This window comes from Gilliamella sp. BG2 (genome assembly GCF_046635645.1).
Lineage (GTDB): Bacteria > Pseudomonadota > Gammaproteobacteria > Enterobacterales > Orbaceae > Gilliamella > Gilliamella bombi.
Map to the genome: position 1 here is coordinate 21884 of NZ_JBIDFF010000006.1, position 19266 is coordinate 41149.

The window sequence follows — 19266 nt, forward strand, 5'->3', positions numbered from 1 at the left end:
ATAGAAATGATAAAGACTAAAAAACGTATTAAAGCTACCGCATCAATCTATGTTGTGCAATCAAAAGATCAAGCAACAGAGGCTATTAAATATTTAGGCGATATACAGCGTGAATTAATCCGATTAGAAACCGAAATGAACGATAAGATCGCTGAAATTACTGCAAGTTATTCATCAAGTATTGAAGTATTAAAAAAGAAGTCAGTAGAAATACAAAAAGGTATCCAAATTTGGTGCGAAGCAAACCGTGATGAATTAACCAACAATGGCAAAGTTAAATCAGCCAATTTAGTTACTGGTGAAGTGCAATGGCGCAATCGTCCACCATCGTGTGTTATTCGGGGGTTAGAAACAGTTATAGAAACCCTGAAAAAGCTAAAATTGGAACGATTTATTCGTACAAAAGAAGAAGTTAATAAAGAAGCTATTTTAAACGAACCAAATGTAGTAGCACATGTTCCTGGCATCACTATCAAAAAAGATGTAGAGGATTTTGCGATAGTACCTTTTGAACAGGAGGTTATTTAACTATGCAAAAACAAGATTTTTATATTTTGCATCAATTTATATTAAGCCAGACAGCTAATTTTATAGTTCACTGTAAAGAGTATGGTTTATCTGAATTTGAAGCTGATCGCATCATCGACGAGCTAGAGGAATTAGCAAATGGGTAAAGTGACATTAATAATTGAATTTGAAAATGGTAAAGAACCGTCTTTTCATGCAAATCAAAATATTTTAGGAGGTCAATTATCTTTTGTCGCATTTTCTGACTTAAATGAATCAATTAGAAATGATATTGAAAGAATCATAAAAAAAAATTTAGGTAAACTACCATCAATAAATGATGATGTTAAAGATATTTTGGTTGATATAGCTAATAAATTTGATTTATTAGAAAAATTTAATTTGATAATGAAAACTAAATTTTCTAATCCTAAACGCTATATGCCTGATTATCATGTTTCAATCAGTCATGAACATTCGTTTATGCGTGAAGTTCAGGGGCAGGGTTATGTCGATGGACAGATATATGATGAACTCTATGCCGAATATGTTAAGTTAAAATCAAAATCAGGTTCTATCTAGATGAAATCTAAATACATCAAGCTGATTCATATTGCAAAATCTCAACTTAATCTGGATGACGATACCTATCGTCATCTATTACTGAATATAACTAAAAAAACTAGCACCAAGGATATGACTGTTTGGGAACTGGAAAAAATTCTAAATAACCTGAAATCAAAAGGTTTTAAAGTTAAATCATCAAAAAAAACAGGGAAGATAACTGCTACAGAACCAGTTCATAAAAAAATACGCTCATTATGGCTAGAGCTAGCTGATGTAGGTGAAGTAAAAAACCGCTCAGAAAAAACTATCAATTCATATGTAAAACGTATTACTGGTGTTGAAGTGATGGATTGGCTTACCCAAAAACAAGCAATGGTTGTAATTGAAAGCCTAAAAAGTTGGCTAGAACGCGTAAAAAGGAATAAAAATGAAATTAACACGTTGCCCAATTTGTCATAACGAAATTAATTTAGAAGCATTAGTCGAAGATGATTCTGGCAGAGAATTACTTATATTAGTAAGTAATTTAAACTATGGCTGTGCTAAACCGATGATTGCCTATATTGGTTTATTTCGTACTCAAAAATCAAATTTAAGTAATTCTAGAGCAGTAAACTTAATTAATGAAGTTCTGAAATTATATCAACCAAGCAGGCATCTAGCTCACGCACTACGGGAAACAGTTAATAATATTCACGCTAAGCGTTTAACTAGTGAGTATAAACCGTTTAAAAATCATAACTACTTAAAATCTGTTTATGAATCAACTAAGCATTTATTTGCATACGTTGAACATAAAGAAGAAGACAAACCAGCTCGTAGCAGTAATGAAGAGTATTTTGAACAGATGTATAGAGCCGGTATCGATTTTAATAAATTAGAAAAAAATATACCCGGTGCACTAGATTGGTATAAGAACAAAACAGGAGCGTAAATTATGACTAAGTCTGCAATATCTATTAAACGTCACGAACTGCTAACGCATATATCATTATCTGTGGCTAATGAAGCCATGGATTATGGTCTACCTGAAGATATTGCAGCTCATCTTGGCGATAGTATTGCAAATACAATTTCAGAACTGTTCGGCGGTCAGAATATCACATTTCCACGCGACTACAGATTTAAACTAAACCAACGTGACTTGCAAATCTATGACGCATTTAAAGGCAATAACTACGCAGAACTAAGTCAAAAATATAAAATGACAGAACGAGGTATCAGAAAAGTAATCGACCGAGTTCATAAACGAATGATAAAAGAAAAACAACCAACACTGTTTGAATTTAATGACGCCTAATTAATTTTTAGAGCAAAATTTTTTAGGCAATTTTTTATTTCATATTTTGTAACACTTTTTCAAAAAACAATTTCATTATTTCCCTGTTTATTTTGTTATATCCCATTTATCTCATCATTCTGTTATTATTTATCATGTTCTATTTCAGCTTTTCAATGCCATTAAAATTGATACTTGAAACAAAAGTAAAAGCGTATTCGCAGTATGGTATTCCAAATGAAAGTAAACAGATTACCTTAGCCAAAACCTACCAAATCGCACCAAAATCAGAACTATGTTATGCCAAACCAAATAGCATAATTATTTATCCTGAATATCAATGGGGTAAGCCTGGTGATAATCCAGATTTGAATTATCGAATGTATTGGAATTCGCCAGATGGGCGAACACGATCAAAAGGTGGTGGAGGTTATACTCAAGATTATGTACCAAATTATGGTTTTAGGATTAAACCAGTCGTATCGTCAAAAACATTTCTTACAACAGGCTTTCCTGGGGCTAAATTTCAGTTAGTGATGAGTGGTGCACAAACGGATTACGATTATCAATTAATTAACAACCCTGGTGATGGGGTTGTTGTTGATAAGAATGGTATGGTTAAATTAATAAGTAAACCATCAGGAACTGTCACTATAAGGGCTGTGTTAAAAAGAGATGCATCTGTTATGCATGAGTATAGTTTTACACCAATTTCAGTTTGGGCAAAACCTCAAGGCGATTTTAAAGGAGATAGAGCAAGTGGATGGCAACGATGTGGTGGTATTAATAAGCTTCTAAGCGTTAATGAGTTAACAAATGCTCCCACTACCACTATAGAGATCGATCCTGCTATTTTCTGGGGAGGGATTTTTACACGAGCAATTGATGGTTCATTATTTAGTGAGTGGGGATTTATCAATCAAAGATCTTATCCTGATTCTCAGTGGCGTGGCGGTGCTTATTGGACACGAGATCGAGAATCTTCTTCTGAACAATATCATGTATATTCTGATTCTGGGCATATAGGCACGGGAAATGACTCTTGGAATAACTATGTTGCATGTAAGGGGTAATTTTATTGTGTAACTTTTTTCTTTATAAAGTTGAGAGTATTGCTTTATTTGTGTAATAAAACCGTATTTATAATACTAAAATTAAAACATTTTTTAGTTGATGGAATATATTATTCATTAACTCAATTTTTAACTGGTGGAGTAGTGCTTTATCGTTATTCCATCAGTTAAAAATTTAGAATGAAAAACAATGTAACTACAATTTAAAGTGCAGTTCCTTTAGTTGGAATGAAAAAATCTTTGATATAAACATCTTCTATTTCTAGTAACTTTATTTTTTTATCTATTCCACCAGCATAACCTGTTAAATTACCGTTTGCGCCGATAACTCGGTGGCAAGGAATAATGATTGATATGGGATTATGACCAACAGCCCCGCCTACGGCTTGGCTAGACATGTTTGCTTTGTTTGTTTTAATGGCGATCTGTTTTGCGATATCGCCGTAAGTAATGACCTGACCATATGGAATTTTGCATAAAATTTCCCATACTAAGCTTCGAAAAGGCGTACCATTTGGCGCAAGCTCTAATTGGTATGGATTCGGTCTTTTTCCTGAAAAATAATCGTCAAGCCATTTTTTTGTTGAGTTAAAAATGGGTAAATTAGATTTTTCTTCTGTTCGTGTATTGAGTGTGTGACCAAAATATTTTTCACCTTCAATCCAAGCCCCAACGAGCTTATTTTGTTGACTGGCTAGGGTTATTAGTCCCACTGGAGATGAATAATTGCATAAATAAAACATATTGGCCTTTTAGTAACATTTAATAAATACACTATTAAATTATGCTTGTTTATGGCGATAAATACTACAAATTTATCGATTAATATTATGAGCTAATAGTAAATGTGGAATATGGCTCATTGGTGAGCCATATATTTTGAAGTTATTTTGCTTGATTTTTGCCTTTTTCGACGTAGCTCATATCTCCAAGGCTTTCAACAATAAATTTACCATCGTCGGTGTAACGAATTTTAGTAACACTTGCGTTACCTAACCCAGCTGTTATTGGTTTATCTTGCCACTCTTGAACCATAGCCATAATTGCTAAACCGTGAGATACTACAAGTACGTTGCCACCACCTTGTGATTTGGCTGATTCAGCTATGGCTTTTAATGATGCTTGCATACGATTTTTTACTTTATTGTAGTCTTCGGCTTCGCCTGATTTCTCAACTGCGGCGATTGCATCCATCATTGTTTTTAGGGTAACCTTGCCTTGAGCCATATCCGCCATTAGCTCTTTATCTGATGCATAACCTAAATGCTGTGCAGCTGGTGTCCACATGTTCGGATCAAAATCTCCTTCATAATCGCCAAAACACTGTTCACGTAAGCCTTCCATTTCATTAATTTGAATTTTATCGCCTTTAGCTTCTAAAACAATGCGAGCAGTTTGTCGTGCTCTACCTAAATCACTTGAATAGACTGAAATAAATTTGACATCTTTCAACCCTCGTCCTAGTTGTTCAGCCACCTCGACACCTGGTTTTGTTAGCGGTGTATCAGACCATCCTTGTGCACGGTGTACGTTATTAAACATAGTTTTACCATGGCGAGTGACATAGAGATAAACATCATCAGCAAAAGCTTGTGATAAGGTTGTTATTGAAATAATTAATGTACTAATTAATATAATAAATTTTTTCATTGTTTTGTCCTCTTTATAATAAATTAAATCGGTAATCAATTACTGTTTCCGCCGAAAGTGAAGGTGAACGTTGGTATTTTCCATGTCTAAGTTTAGGTGTAAGGTCTGAAGCACTGACAGTTTTATAAGACCAACCATATCCAACCTTCGATAGAATAGAAAAATTTTTAAAAGCACCACTAGTTGGTTTCCATATATCAAAAACGTTAATTTCGCCATTTTTTAATGTATTATGTTTGTAGTTAAATTGTCCATAATTCATATATAGACCAGTGCTATTATCTTTAACAAAATCATAACTCATTACTGTTGTTAGTACCAGTTCACCATCACGTAAATAATCTGAGCCAGCAGCGGCAAGACCGTTAAAGCGAGCACGAGTATTTTTACCTAAATGTCGATTATAATATCCGATAGCGTTATGTTTGTTAGCGTCTGTATAGGCTAAACCGACTTTAATACTCCAGTCTTCTTCTTTCCATTCGACATCGGTTGCATAGTGCCATGCGTGATCTTCAAACTCTTTTTTGTTTTGTTTCATGGCATCATAATTGTCAAGAGCATAACTTCCGTAGAATTGTCCGCCTAAGATTAATTTTTGTATTGGTTTATACGATAATTCAATGACATGGCGTCTTAAATAATCTTTAGCAACACCATAAGAATAATCTAAAGTAAGATCTTTATCTTTATAAGCGATTTCAGCTGTTGAAATATTATTAATGATTTTTTTACGATCGGCCGTTAAAAAACGTAATTTTTTAGCGGATTCGCGGGGTAGGGTGCTATCAATATAAGCCAATGAAAAATAAACGTTATCATATTTTAGAATTCCGCTATAACCAAGATAACTATTGCGGGTAAGATGTTGGGTTGAACTTATGATACCTAAATCCTTCATGCTATGCCAACCAGCTTTCCCATTAAAGTTAATAGCATCATTACCTAATTTTATTTTGGCATAACGTTGGGTAAATTTATTAAATCCGTGAGCGTTATGTTTGTTATAGCCTTTACCATCGTTATAAAGTAGGTTACGGGTCGCAAAGTAATCACTAGCACCTAATCTTATTATGTTATCATAGGTGAAATCAAAACCAATCATGTCAAATAAATAACCTGATTTATAATCAAAGCTAAATGCTTGCCCCCAAGCGCTGTGTACCTCTTTAGGTTGGGATGCATTTTCTTTTAAATATTTCCAATAGTTTCGAGTAGAAAATACAAATTTGGTGTCTTTAAAAAATGTATCATCGAGAATTGAGTTGTTGTGGGCTGTTGCATTTGCTAGCATAGAATAACTTGATATCCCTAATAGCATTATTGTGAGATATTTTATTTTCATTGTTCTTTTTCCTAATCGTTTTTATATTAAAAAACCTAAATACCAAATCAGAGAATAATTCTCTAATTAATATTTAGGTTTTGCCTGCCAAAAAGCAGTAACAATCCAATAATTTAAAGTTTTGTTTTATTTTTATGTATATATGTTTTTTATAGTAATATGATTAATTTAAATAATTTATATCTCCATTCAATTAGCTATTTACCTTTTCACATGTTTATAAAAAAATAATAGGGGGGATGAGTAGCGTCAATCCTCCCAGATTATCTTATGCTTTCAAATTTTCACCTTTTGAGGAAATCACAGATTGATACCAGTAGAAGCTTTTCTTTTTATAACGATTTAGTGTGCCAGTGCCATCTTGATTTAGATCTACATAAATAAATCCATAGCGTTTAGTGACTTCGGCTTTAGATGCACTGATAAGATCTATTGGTCCCCAACTGGTGTATCCCATGACTTCAACACCATCGTTGATGGCTTCTCGGATTTGTACTAAATGATCATTCATATAATTAATCCGATAATCATCATTGATTGTATTGTCTACTTCTAATTTATCTTTAGCACCTAAGCCATTTTCGACAATAAATAACGGTTTTTGATAACGCTCATAAAGTAAATTAAGAAGATAACGAATCCCAATTGGATCGATCTGCCATCCCCATTCGGATGCTTTAAGATAAGGGTTAGGTACCATATCTAAAATATTACCTTTGGTTTTTTGTGACTCATCATCTGTTGCACAGCAACTCATGTAATAACTAAATGAAATAAAATCGACTGTTTCTTTAAGATCTTGTTTATCTTGTTCAGTAATATCAAGCTTAATATGATTTTCTTTAAAGAAGCGATCCATATAGGTTGGATAATAACCACGCACCTGAACATCCCCAAAAAATAACCAACCATGATTTTCTTGATGAGTTTCCCAAACATCTTCAGGTTTTGGCGTAAGAGGGTAAGCCACAGCACCTAATAACATGTTACCAATTTTTGCATCTGGAATGATTTGATGACAGAGTTTAACCGCTCGACCACTGGCAACTAATTGATGATGAATTGCTTGGTAGATTTGCTGTTTGGTGCTGTTTCTGTCCAAACCAACACCAGTGAAAGGTTCATGTAATGACATGTTGATTTCATTGAAGGTAAGCCAATATTTAACCTTATTTTTATAGCGTTCAAAAACAGTTTTAGCGTAACGAGTGAAAAATTCAATGACTTTACGATTTTCCCATCCACCATATTGGGTAACAAGATAATAGGGCATTTCATAATGTGATAAAGTGACTAGTGGTTTTATGTTGTGTTTTGCCATTTCATCAAATAATTTGTCATAAAAGGCTAAACCAGCCTCATTTGGTTGTTCTTCATCGCCATTAGGAAATATGCGTGTCCAAGCAATTGATGTGCGTAGACAAGTGAAACCCATTTCAGCAAATAGAGCAATATCTTCAGGATAGCGATGATAAAAATCGATAGCTTTGTCTTTAATACTAGCAATATCAGTTTCATTGCGATTGATGATGTCACCAAATAAACCATTTGGCGTACAATCTGATGTAGATAAACCTTTGCCTCCTTCACGGTAAGCCCCTTCAACTTGATTAGCGGCAATGGCACCGCCCCAAAGAAAATCATTAGGAAATTTTGTTGACATGTTTTACTCCTTATTTTGGGATAACGCTAATAAAGCCTCTCCGCTTTGAATATTATCTTGTTCAAAGATACATTGTATATCTTGATAACTATCACTATTAGTAATGATAATTGGTGTGGTAACTTCAAAACCAGCTTGCTTAATTGCCTCTATATCAAAACTGACTAGCAAATCACCTTTTTTTACTTTGCTACCAGCTTCTACGTGAGCTTCAAAATGTTGACCATCTAATTTAACGGTATCAATACCGATATGAATTAATATTTCAGCTCCAGATTCGGTTTGAAAGCCAATTGCGTGTTTAGTTCGAAATAATGACACAACTTCACCATTATCAGGTGCAACAGCTTGACCAACAGTTGGGATGATTGCTATTCCTTTACCCATTAATTCACTAGCAAATGTAGGATCTTTTACCTCACTTAATAAATTGACCTTGCCTGACATTGGACTGTAGATCGTGGTTTTATTTTCAGTTTCCATATTGTTAGAATATGAATTATCAATTTCATCCGTTTGAGATTTATCTTTAGGTATACCAAAGAAGTAAGTAACGATTGTTGCAATTGCAAAGGAAATAATTGTAGCAATAACAACCGCATAAAATCTTGCATCGACCCCTTCAATTGGAATTAATTGTAAAAATGAAAATATACTAACCATACCAAACGAATAAGTGACAGTGTGATGATAACCAACAATAGCCCCACCAATTGCGGCAGACAAGCAACCAATAACAAATGGTTTTTTTAATGGTAAATTCACGCCATAGATTGCTGGTTCTGTCACACCAAAAATCCCTGATAATACAGATGAGCTTGCTAATGCTTTAAATTGCTTATCTTTAGAACGTAACATTACCGCTAATGCTGCCCCTGTTTGTGCAAAAACAGCCGGTAATAAAATAGGTAACATAAAGTCTTCATGATAAAGAGCCAAGTTATTCATCGAAAATGGTACTAATCCCCAATGAACCCCAAATATCACCATGATTTGCCAGCCAGCTGCTAAAATCATTGAAGCAATTACAGGATTTAATTGATAGATGAAGATAATTCCAGAGGCAATAAGGTCACTTAACATTGACACAACAGGGCCAATAACCGCAAAAGTTAACGGTACGGTAATTAATATGCTGAGTAATGGCGAGATAAATTTTTTAAACGAATCATGCAATATTTTATTAAAAGCTCGTTCCAATATAGAATATACCCAACTTGCTAAAATAATTGGAAATACCGATGATGCATAAGGGATTAGACTAATTGGGATTGAAAAGAATTCGGTTTGTAATTCTAATGCGCCTCCCATCATACCGACAATATTAGGGTGAACTAATGCACCGCCAATTGCCATGCCTACATAGGGGTTACCGCCAAATTTTTTAACAGCAGAAAATCCTAAAATAATAGGTAGGTAATAAAAAGGTGCATCAGCAATGGCAAATAGGAAATTATAAGTAGGTGTTTCAGGGATAATGACATTGATTACTTGTAACAACGAGATTAGACCTTTTAAAATCCCGCCTGCAACAAGTACAGCAAGAGCTGGAATAAAAATGCCCGAAACCAGATCAATCAATTTAGAGAAAATCCCCGATTTTTTGCCTGATTGCAAGGTTGGTTGATTATTTTCATTAAGATTTGTCAGTTGCATAATGTCACTATATACATCAGCAACATTATTACCGATAACAACCTGAAATTGTCCTCCACTTTGTACAACTGTAATCACACCAGCTAACTTTTTTAATGTTTCTGCATCGGCTTTGTTATCATCCTTTAATACAAATCTTAAACGAGTAGCACAATGCACTAAGCTGATAACATTGTCCTTACCTCCAACATGTTGAATAATTGATTCGGCAAACTGTTTATTTTTCATACCTTATCCTTTTCAATGCAAAAAAAAACCTAAATCCCTTTAATTTAAGGAATTTAGGTTTTGCTCGCATAGCTAACTGCTTTTCTATGCAATAACAATCCAAAAATGATTTAATAAAATTAGCATGATTTAAGAATAATAGATATAATTTGTTCAAATATAATGATTAAAATGTGAGTTATATCACATTATTGATTTTTCAATTCAGTTCGTAATCGTTCAATATGAATAGTTAAATAGAGACTTTCGTCATCAGAAAGTGGATGTTGATATTGTTGTATTAAATGTAAATCTATCTGTTTAGTACAAATATAGGCTAGTTCGTATTTTTGTCGTACTAATTCATACAAAGAGTTATCTTGTTGTGTTTGCTTGCTGTGGCTTAAAATACGGTGAGCAAAAAATTTTAAATGAGTAACAAAACGTTGATAAGATAGGCAATTTTCGTCATATTCAAAGTTAAAGTGGTATTTCACTATATTAAGAATTTCGCGCATGATTTTAGTCATATTAACAATATTGGGCATTGTGTCATTTAATTGCGCATTGATAATATGAAAAGTAATAAAACCAGCTTCGTCTTCAGGTAATTCAACAGATAATCGTTCTTTTATTATTGATAAGGCATACAAACCGATTTGAAACTCTTTAGGGTAAAACTTTTTGATTTCCCATAGAAATCCATTAGGAATATCAAATCCTTGCTGGTGGCGCTCAATAGCAAAATGGATATGGTCGGTCAGCGAAATATAAATGCTGTCTTGTAATATGCCATCTATGCATTGTTTTGCATGATTAATAATAATTTCAGATGTGGCTAACACTTCAAAAGGAATCTTTGAAAGCAATTCTTCAAATTTAGGGTATGTTTCTTTATTATCGAGTGAAAACTGCTTTTCAATAAGATTTGTATTAATTAAGTCACCTTCACGTTTTTTAAATCCAATTCCACGACCAGTAACAATTAATTCATTACCTTTAGCATCAAGTGTAACAATAACATTGTTGTTTAATATTTTATAAACTTTCATTGGGTGTGATTAATTATATATGTCTATTTATTATGAATAGACATAAAAAAATCGGAAGCAAAAATATAAAGAAATGTGATAAATATCATATTTTAAAAAAATATTGCTTTTCTTTTACTATAAAAAAGCCCCGATAGGGTTAATGTATCGAGGCCGCTTAGTCTATTATTTTATTATTGTGTTAATAATTTATTCATGGTTTGAATAAATTTACTTGGATCGCTAAGTGAACCTTTTTCAGCAAGTAAAGCCTGATCTAGTAGTAGTTCTACCCAATCGTTAAATATGCTTTCATCTTGTGTATCGGCAATACGTTTAACCAGCTTATGATCTGGATTGATTTCAAACGTGTATTTGATTTCTGGTGCTTTTTGACCTGCTGCTGCAAACAATTTAGCCATTTGTGTGCTCATTTCGTCGGCAGCAGTGGTAACAATCGCAGGTGTATCAGTTAAGCGATGCGTGAATTTTACTTCTTTCACTTTATCGCCTAATGCGGTTTTAACACGTTCAATAAATGGTTCAAGTTCTTTTTCAACTTGCTTTTGCTGTTCGCTATCTTGATCGGCTAATTTTTCGATTGATTCGTCTGATTTACTGATAGACTGGAACTGTTTGCCATCAAATTCAGTTAAGTTACTCATCATCCATTCATCAATACGATCGGACAATAACAATACTTCAATACCTTTTTTACGGAATAGCTCAAGATGAGGACTATTTTTTGCCGCACCATAGCTATCAGCAGTAATATAGTAGATCTTATCTTGGCCTTCTTGCATACGGCTAATGTAATCATCTAACGAAACAGTTTGCGCATCGCTATCAGTGTGAGTTGACGCAAAACGGAGTAATTTTGCAATTGCTTCACGGTTTGTAAAGTCTTCACCAGTACCTTCTTTTAATACTAAACCAAACTCACTCCAGAACTGTTGATACTGTTCTTTATCGTCTTTAGCAAGTTTTTCAAGCATTTGTAACACACGCTTGGTACATGCATTACGTAAGTTTTGGGTGATTTTGTTATCTTGCAAAATTTCGCGCGATACATTTAATGGCAAATCATTTGAATCAATTAAGCCTTTTACAAAACGTAAATAGTTAGGCATAAATTGTTCAGCATCATCCATAATAAATACACGTTGTACATACAGTTTTAAGCCGTGTTTATTATCACGATTCCACATATCCCAAGGCGCTTTTGCTGGAATATAAAGTAAGCTAGTATATTCTTGTTTACCTTCAACACGGTTATGACTCCAGCTTAATGGATCGGCAAAGTCGTGTGACAGATGTTTATAAAACTCTTTATATTCCTCGTCAGTCACTTCTGATTTACTACGAGTCCAAAGAGCTTGTGCTTTGTTAACTTTTTCCCATTTGACTTCTTTGCTTTCTTCATCAGTAGTTTGTACTTCAACAGGAAGTGAAATGTGATCAGAATATTTGCTGATAATAGAGCGTAAACGCCAATCGTCTAAAAACTCTTTTTCATCTTCTTTTAAGTGTAAAGTAATTTCTGTACCACGGGTTTCTTTATTATCATCAGATATAGTATATTCACCTTCCCCTGTTGACTCCCACATAACTGCTTCGTCAGCTTTTGCGGTGGCTGCGCGCGTTCTAACAGTGACTTTATCGGCAACGATAAAAGCAGAATAAAAACCTACACCAAACTGACCTATTAATTGGCTATCTTTGGCTTGATCGCTACCAATGGACTCTAAAAATGCTTTGGTACCTGATTTAGCAATGGTACCTAAGTTTTCAATCACTTCATCACGAGTCATACCAATACCATTATCGGTAATAGTCAAAGTGCCTGTTTCTTTATTAGTTGAAATGCGCACACCAAGTTCACCATCGCCAGCATATAGATCTGGATTTTCTAACGCTTTAAATCGAAGTTTGTCGGCTGCGTCGGATGCGTTTGAAATAAGTTCCCTTAAAAAAATCTCTTTATTTGAGTATAAAGAGTGAATCATTAAATGTAGAATTTGTTTAACTTCGGATTGAAATCCACGAGTTTCAGTGCCTTGCTTACTCATTGACTAGTTCCTCTATTATATTTAGTCATTTCAATTAATTCTAATGACGAAAATGATTTGTTATTAACTAACTTTTATCATTTTGCTCATTTAATAGTGCATTGCCAGTTAGATTAACCGAATAAAATTAACATAATGGTTTGATTTATTGATGTATTGCTATATGGGAGTAAAAAAACAGATTTCAATAGAGGTTAAGACATTTATTCATTGTTTGGTTATTTTTTGTTAAAAATGCAAAAAGAGAGCAAAAAAAAAGCCTTGAAGGGATTAAGGCTTTTTAATTAAAGGTTATTTTAAATTAATAAAAATTACATAAATCCATAAACAAGAATTAAAATAACAGCAGCTGGAATAACGAATCGTGATAAAACAGTCCAAATGCTAAACCAGAAATTATTTAAATTTAATTCTTCTCGGATGTGTTTTTGGTTCATCATCCAAGCACCAAATATCACTGTGCCTAAACCCGTAACAGGTAACATTATTTTACTAGTTAAGTAATCAAGCAAATCAAATATATTTTTACCAAATAGTTTCACTTCTGCCCATTCATTAAATGATAAAATACATGCGATACCTAATGCCCAAATAATTAAACTACTTAAAATTGTTGCTGATTTTCTACCCAATGGTGTTTTTTCTTCTAACAATTCAACTGTTGGTTCAAGTAATGAAATAGAAGAAGTTAATGCAGCAAAAGTAAGGAAAATAAAGAATAAAACACCTAAAACAGTGCCGCCAGCCATATTACCAAAAGCAATCGGTAAGGTGACAAAAATAAGTCCTGGGCCTTCACCAGGTTGTAAACCGTTAGCAAATACCAGTGGGAAAATCGCCATACCAGATAGCATCGCTACAATTACATCTAAAATAACTACAGTACGTGCAGTTGATAGTAAGTTCACATCTGAACCCAGATAAGAACCATATGCCATCATAATACCCATACCTAAAGATAGACTAAAGAATGCATGTCCCAATGCCGCCAATACTGCTGTACCGTTAATTGCAGACCAATTAGGGGTGAACAAGAATTTAAAAGCATCATAAAAAGATGGACCGCTAACATAGGCAGCATAACCAACTAAAACAAGTAATAATACACCTAGCCCAGGCATCATCAATTTGCAACCGCGTTCCAAACCAGCACCAACACCAAGAGCAACAATAAATGCTGTAGCAAACATAAATACGGTGTGCCAAGTTAGTAGACTGTTAACATTACCAAGGAAATGGGTAAAAAGTTGACCAGTAGCTTCGCCATTAGCACCTTCGAAAGAACCTTGAGCAGCTAAAACAATGTAATCGGTCGCCCATCCCCCGATAACACTATAAAATGATAGAATTAAAAAAGAACCTACTACACCAATAATACCAACCCAGCGCCATGATTTAGAACGACCTTCTGAAACAGCGACATCTTCCATAGTATGAATTGGATTTTTTTGCCCTCGACGCCCAATTAACCATTCTAAAACTAAAATTGGCAAGCCAATAACAAACATAAATAGTAAATAGGTAAGCACAAACGCAGAGCCGCCCATTTCACCAGCCATATAAGGGAATTTCCAAATATTACCTAACCCAACAGCAGAACCAGCCGCGGCAAGCATAAATCCCATGCGCGAACTCCACTGTGAGTGACTTTTTTTCATAGTACCCGTACTCATTAATATTGTTTCCTTTAATCTTAATTAGTTTAATTTAGCGTTGTGAAAAAAGTGTGTCATTTTATAAATGAAATTTTAATCATGCCATGAAATACTTCTATAAACAAGATATTATGCAAGTTATTGGTTATATCTGTATAAATTTTTAGCGAGTATCGATAGGAATGTATCATATTTATTTTTAATAATGATTATACTAATCAATATGTCATATTAAACATTTTTAAAACACTCAAAAAGAAGAAATTTACAACATCGCCAATTAAAGGCAAAATCAATTATATTTGTTAAAAATTATGATATGTTTTGAACTAAATAAATTCATTTAAGAACGATACCTTCTCACTGTCTTATTAATTGACGTAATAATCTTTTTGTAGGATAAATTATAAAGTAAACGCAGTGTTTAATATGTTATTTTTTTGATAAACAAGTTTAATTAGGCCGATTTATTGATAATCACAAGAACATAGCATATAGTTAATTTTAGATTTTACTGATATCAAAGAGCTACTATGTCACAAAACATCGACCAAAATGAAATTGACAAATTTTCACGACTTGCTGCCGATTGGTGGAACCCAAATGGTAAATGCAAACCGTTACACATCATCAATCCACTGCGTGTGGATTATATAAAACAAAAATGTGGATCACTAACCAACAAACTTGTGCTTGATGTTGGCTGTGGGGGAGGGATATTATCTGAAAGCCTAGCCAGATTAGAGGCAAATGTTACCGCCATTGATCTTGCTGATGAATCGCTTACCGTTGCCAAAATTCATGCCGAACAAAATGGCCTTACGATCGATTATCAAAAGCAAACGGTTGAAAAATATGCACAACAACATCCTGCCAAGTATGATGTCATTACTTGTATGGAGTTATTAGAACATGTACCTGATCCTTTTTCTGTCATACAAGCCTGTGCAAAATTGCTTAAACCAGGAGGTAAACTTTTTTTATCGACTATTAACCGTAATCATAAAGCAAAATTGTTATTGATTTATGGAGCAGAATATATTGCTCGCTTAGTGCCCAAAGGTACGCACGACTTTAATCGCTTCATTCGCCCATCAGAGTTAATGGCGTTTGTTGAGCAAGCAAAATTAGATGTAGAGGCTATTATCGGTATGGAATATCTTTTATTTAAAAATCAATTCAAATTAAGTCCAAATGTGGATATAAATTATATATTAATGGCACAGAAATCAGATTCATTTTAAAAATGTGATCAAATTCTCATTTTAGATATTTCCACCTGTATTTTTTTAAAATTTCTCTATAATTTAGCATGTTACCGATAACAAGGGATATTTTATTTTAGAGGACCTATTTATGCCGTTAATAATAATTGCTATTGGTGTAGCACTGCTACTTATTTTAATGTTACCACTTCGAGTCAATGGTTTTATTGCTCTAATTCTAGTTGCGCTAAGTGTTGGTGTAATGGAAGGCATGCCAGTTATGGATGTGGTGAAATCCATAAAAAATGGAGTCGGAGGTACGCTTGGTAGTTTAGCCTTAATTATGGGCTTTGGAGCAATGTTGGGAAAATTATTGGCCGATTGTGGTGGAGCTCAACGTATCGCAACAACGCTAATTGAAACATTTGGTGACAAGAAAATCCAATGGGCGGTTACACTTACCGGTTTTATTGTTGGTTTTGCACTTTTCTATGAAGTTGGCTTTGTCCTGTTATTACCATTAGTATTAACTATTGCTGCCACGTTACGTATATCGCCACTATATATTGGTATTCCTATGGCTGCGGCTTTATCTGTGACCCATGGCTTTTTACCTCCTCATCCTGGTCCTACAGCTATTGCTGAAATTTTTAAAGCAGATATGGGACGAACCTTACTCTATGGTACTATCATCGGTATCCCAACGGTAATTTTAGCTGGGCCTGTATTAGCAAGATTACCATTTATTCGCGTAATTAATCATCCAATTGAAGAAGGCTTATATAATTCTAAAAAATTTACTGATGAGCAAATGCCAAGCTTTGCAGTCAGTGTTTTTACCGCTTTAATTCCAGTTATTTTAATGTCAATTCGTGCGGTTTGCGATATGACTTTAGATAAAGGACATGCAGTGTTACCTTATGTAGAATTTCTAGGTGATCCAGTCATTGCAACTTTGATTTCTGTATTAGTTGCGGTATTTACATTTGGCCTTTTACGTGGGCGCTCCATGGCTGAAGTTAATACTACTCTAGTTGATTCAATCAAAATTATTGCCATGATGTTATTAATTATTGGTGGAGGCGGAGCATTTAAACAAGTGCTTGTTGATAGTGGTGTAAAAGTTTACATTGAACAAATGATGCATTCATCGAATATTTCACCTATCGTAATGGCTTGGTTAATTGCGGCATTGCTTCGATTAGCGCTTGGTTCTGCGACTGTTGCAGCGTTGACAGCAGGAGGCATTGTGTTCCCTCTTATTGCTTCAACAGGAGTAAGTCCTGAACTGATGGTTATTGCAACAGGAGCTGGAAGTGTTGTATTTTCGCACGTTAATGATCCTGGATTTTGGTTATTTAAAGAATATTTCAATTTAAGTATTGCTGAAACCATGAAATCTTGGTCACTATTAGAAACTACAATTTCTGTTTGTGGATTAGTAGGATGCTTAGCTATTAATATGTTTATTTAATAAAACATTAAGAGCCGATTTTTTACCTCACCAGTTTTATTTAATTGGTGAGGTGTTTTCAATATATCTTCACTTATATTTAATTCTATTGTATTTTTATTTACTTTTTTATTTCAATATAGAATAAAATTTTCCTAGCCTTTTAAGTTAAAAGTAAGTAGAATGTCTCGGCAATATTTTATCAACAATTTAACTCAATGGTGAATATTGTCATGTCCCGTATAGTCAAAGAAGCTCTCACGTTTGACGACGTGTTATTAGTTCCAGCCCACTCAACTGTATTACCTAACACTGCTGATATTAGTACTCAATTAACCCAAACCATCAAGCTCAATATTCCAATGATTTCTGCCGCAATGGATACTGTAACTGAATCTGATTTAGCTATTGCACTTGCTCAAGAAGGTGGTATTGGGTTTATTCATAAAAATATGTCAATTGAAAATCAAGCCAATCATGTAAAACGTGTTAAGAAACATGAAAGCGGCATAGTACAAGATCCTGTATCAGTTCTACCAACTGCAACTATAAAGCAAGTTATCGAACTAGCTAAAGAGTATGGTTTTGCAGGGTTTCCAGTTGTGACTGAAACTCAAGAACTAGTTGGCATTATCACCGCACGCGATGTACGATTTGCAACGGATCTTTCTTTACCTGTTACTGCGGTGATGACACCGAAAGAACGCTTAGTGACTGTAAATGAAGGTGAACAACGTGAAATCGTGCTGCAAAAAATGCACGAATACCGGGTTGAAAAAGTCCTTGTTGTTGATGGTCGATTCCACCTAAAAGGTATGATTACCGTCAAAGATTATAACAAAGCTGAACAAAAACCTAATGCTTGTAAAGACAAACAAGGTCGTTTGCGTGTTGGAGCAGCTGTTGGCGCAGCCGCTGGTAATGAAGAGCGGATTGCAGCATTAGTAGAAGCAGGTGTAGATGTATTATTGATTGATTCATCGCACGGCCATTCAGAAGGCGTACTTGAGCGTATTCGCCAAGCAAGAAAGTCCTATCCAGATTTACAAATTATTGGCGGTAACATCGCCACAGCAGAAGGAGCTAAAGCCTTAATTGATGCAGGTGTTAACGCCGTTAAAGTAGGAATTGGCCCCGGCTCAATTTGTACAACACGCATTGTAACTGGTGTTGGCGTACCTCAAATTAGCGCCATAATGGATGCTGTCGAAATTGCACAAAAACACAACATTCCTGTTATTGCTGATGGTGGAATTCGATATTCAGGTGATATTGCTAAAGCTATTGCAGCAGGTGCATCTTGTGTAATGGTTGGCTCAATGTTTGCAGGTACTGAAGAAGCACCAGGTGAAATTGAACTATTCCAAGGCAGAGCATATAAATCATATCGTGGAATGGGTTCGCTTGGTGCAATGACAAAAGGATCTTCTGACCGTTATTTCCAAACTGACAATGCTGCTGATAAACTTGTGCCAGAGGGTATAGAAGGTCGTATTGCCTACAAAGGTTTACTAAAAGAAATAGTTCATCAACAAATGGGGGGATTAAGATCTTGTATGGGATTGACCGGTTGCGCAACAATTGATGAGTTAAGAACTAAACCTAAATTCTATCGCATTACTGGTGCTGGAATGAAAGAAAGCCATGTGCACGATGTACTTATCACCAAAGAACCACCAAATTACAGAGCTGGAGCGTAAAAAAAAGAGGGATGCTTCCCTCTTTTTATGTACTGATTTAACGCCGTTTACCAATAAAGCGAACATTTAAACAAACATAATAATTGCTATCTAATATCTTAAATGGAGTAAATAAAGGTTATTTGGAAAAATTATCTTGTTTTTAGAGTTAATTCTAAATTTTGTGTATTTGCTAATTAAAGGTGAAAGGCAATTTAATCACCGAA

At 34.4% G+C, this 19266-nt stretch carries 18 protein-coding genes; 10 read left to right on the plus strand and 8 right to left on the minus strand.

Annotation, left to right across the window (positions count from 1 at the left end):
• The first annotated feature begins 6 nt into the window (after positions 1 to 6).
• The 7 genes from ACGH6Q_RS03875 (at position 7) to ACGH6Q_RS03905 (ending at position 3426) form a co-directional block, all read left to right on the plus strand.
• Complete coding sequence (locus ACGH6Q_RS03875; RefSeq protein WP_085165879.1) at positions 7 to 528, plus strand: host-nuclease inhibitor Gam family protein; 522 nt, start codon at positions 7 to 9, stop codon at positions 526 to 528.
• Positions 529 to 530: 2 nt separating this feature from the next.
• On the plus strand, positions 531 to 674 hold the full coding sequence (locus ACGH6Q_RS03880; protein ID WP_167370098.1) for a hypothetical protein: 144 nt from the start codon (positions 531 to 533) through the stop codon (positions 672 to 674).
• Entirely contained in the window at positions 667 to 1089 is a 423-nt protein-coding gene (locus ACGH6Q_RS03885; protein WP_174798523.1) for a hypothetical protein, read from the plus strand. Before ACGH6Q_RS03880 ends, ACGH6Q_RS03885 begins: the two co-directional genes overlap by 8 nt.
• Positions 1090 to 1533 carry a gp16 family protein gene (locus ACGH6Q_RS03890; RefSeq protein WP_085165876.1) on the plus strand — a complete coding sequence of 148 codons (444 nt, stop codon included), beginning with the start codon at positions 1090 to 1092 and terminating at the stop codon, positions 1531 to 1533.
• Positions 1502 to 2008 (plus strand): hypothetical protein, encoded by a 507-nt coding sequence (locus ACGH6Q_RS03895; RefSeq protein WP_065636010.1) that lies wholly within the window; start codon positions 1502 to 1504, stop codon positions 2006 to 2008. Before ACGH6Q_RS03890 ends, ACGH6Q_RS03895 begins: the two co-directional genes overlap by 32 nt.
• A 3-nt stretch (positions 2009 to 2011) precedes the next feature.
• Positions 2012 to 2374, plus strand: coding sequence for a Mor transcription activator family protein (locus ACGH6Q_RS03900; protein ID WP_065636011.1), 363 nt, complete (start codon positions 2012 to 2014; stop codon positions 2372 to 2374).
• 155 nt (positions 2375 to 2529) lie between these two features.
• Positions 2530 to 3426 carry a hypothetical protein gene (locus ACGH6Q_RS03905; RefSeq protein WP_411591990.1) on the plus strand — a complete coding sequence of 299 codons (897 nt, stop codon included), beginning with the start codon at positions 2530 to 2532 and terminating at the stop codon, positions 3424 to 3426.
• Between the two features lie 203 nt (positions 3427 to 3629).
• Here the strand turns inward: ACGH6Q_RS03905 and ACGH6Q_RS03910 are convergent, their stop codons facing one another.
• The 8 genes from ACGH6Q_RS03910 to ACGH6Q_RS03945 form a co-directional block, all read right to left on the minus strand.
• The gene (locus ACGH6Q_RS03910) at positions 3630 to 4169 is read right to left on the minus strand and encodes a methylated-DNA--[protein]-cysteine S-methyltransferase (RefSeq protein WP_065590706.1); all 540 of its coding nucleotides are present in this window, start codon (positions 4167 to 4169) and stop codon (positions 3630 to 3632) included.
• 142 nt (positions 4170 to 4311) lie between these two features.
• Positions 4312 to 5076 (minus strand): histidine phosphatase family protein, encoded by a 765-nt coding sequence (locus ACGH6Q_RS03915; protein ID WP_296302980.1) that lies wholly within the window; start codon positions 5074 to 5076, stop codon positions 4312 to 4314.
• Positions 5077 to 5089: 13 nt separating this feature from the next.
• Entirely contained in the window at positions 5090 to 6421 is a 1332-nt protein-coding gene (locus ACGH6Q_RS03920) for a hypothetical protein (protein WP_411591992.1), read from the minus strand.
• Positions 6422 to 6689: 268 nt separating this feature from the next.
• A complete protein-coding gene (locus tag ACGH6Q_RS03925; protein WP_174798053.1) occupies positions 6690 to 8084 on the minus strand; it encodes a glycoside hydrolase family 1 protein in 1395 nt (464 codons plus the stop codon).
• A gap of 3 nt (positions 8085 to 8087) precedes the next feature.
• The gene (locus tag ACGH6Q_RS03930; protein ID WP_065590703.1) at positions 8088 to 9968 is read right to left on the minus strand and encodes a beta-glucoside-specific PTS transporter subunit IIABC; all 1881 of its coding nucleotides are present in this window, start codon (positions 9966 to 9968) and stop codon (positions 8088 to 8090) included.
• Between the two features lie 188 nt (positions 9969 to 10156).
• Positions 10157 to 10999: a BglG family transcription antiterminator LicT gene (gene licT, locus ACGH6Q_RS03935; RefSeq protein ID WP_411588609.1), complete on the minus strand. Its 843-nt coding sequence runs from the start codon at positions 10997 to 10999 to the stop codon at positions 10157 to 10159.
• A gap of 173 nt (positions 11000 to 11172) precedes the next feature.
• Positions 11173 to 13047 carry a molecular chaperone HtpG gene (gene htpG, locus ACGH6Q_RS03940; protein WP_411591994.1) on the minus strand — a complete coding sequence of 625 codons (1875 nt, stop codon included), beginning with the start codon at positions 13045 to 13047 and terminating at the stop codon, positions 11173 to 11175.
• 311 nt (positions 13048 to 13358) lie between these two features.
• Positions 13359 to 14720, minus strand: a complete 1362-nt coding sequence (locus ACGH6Q_RS03945) for a sodium-dependent transporter (protein ID WP_202983886.1) — start codon at positions 14718 to 14720, stop codon at positions 13359 to 13361.
• Between the two features lie 515 nt (positions 14721 to 15235).
• Between ACGH6Q_RS03945 and ubiG the strand changes: the two genes are divergently transcribed.
• From ubiG to guaB, 3 genes are all read left to right on the plus strand, one after another.
• Entirely contained in the window at positions 15236 to 15946 is a 711-nt protein-coding gene (gene ubiG, locus ACGH6Q_RS03950; RefSeq protein WP_411591995.1) for a bifunctional 2-polyprenyl-6-hydroxyphenol methylase/3-demethylubiquinol 3-O-methyltransferase UbiG, read from the plus strand.
• 94 nt (positions 15947 to 16040) lie between these two features.
• Positions 16041 to 17381, plus strand: coding sequence for a gluconate transporter (gntT, locus tag ACGH6Q_RS03955; protein ID WP_363318996.1), 1341 nt, complete (start codon positions 16041 to 16043; stop codon positions 17379 to 17381).
• A 212-nt stretch (positions 17382 to 17593) separates the two neighbouring features.
• Positions 17594 to 19060, plus strand: a complete 1467-nt coding sequence (gene guaB / locus ACGH6Q_RS03960) for an IMP dehydrogenase (RefSeq protein WP_065609461.1) — start codon at positions 17594 to 17596, stop codon at positions 19058 to 19060.
• Positions 19061 to 19266: the final 206 nt, after the last annotated feature.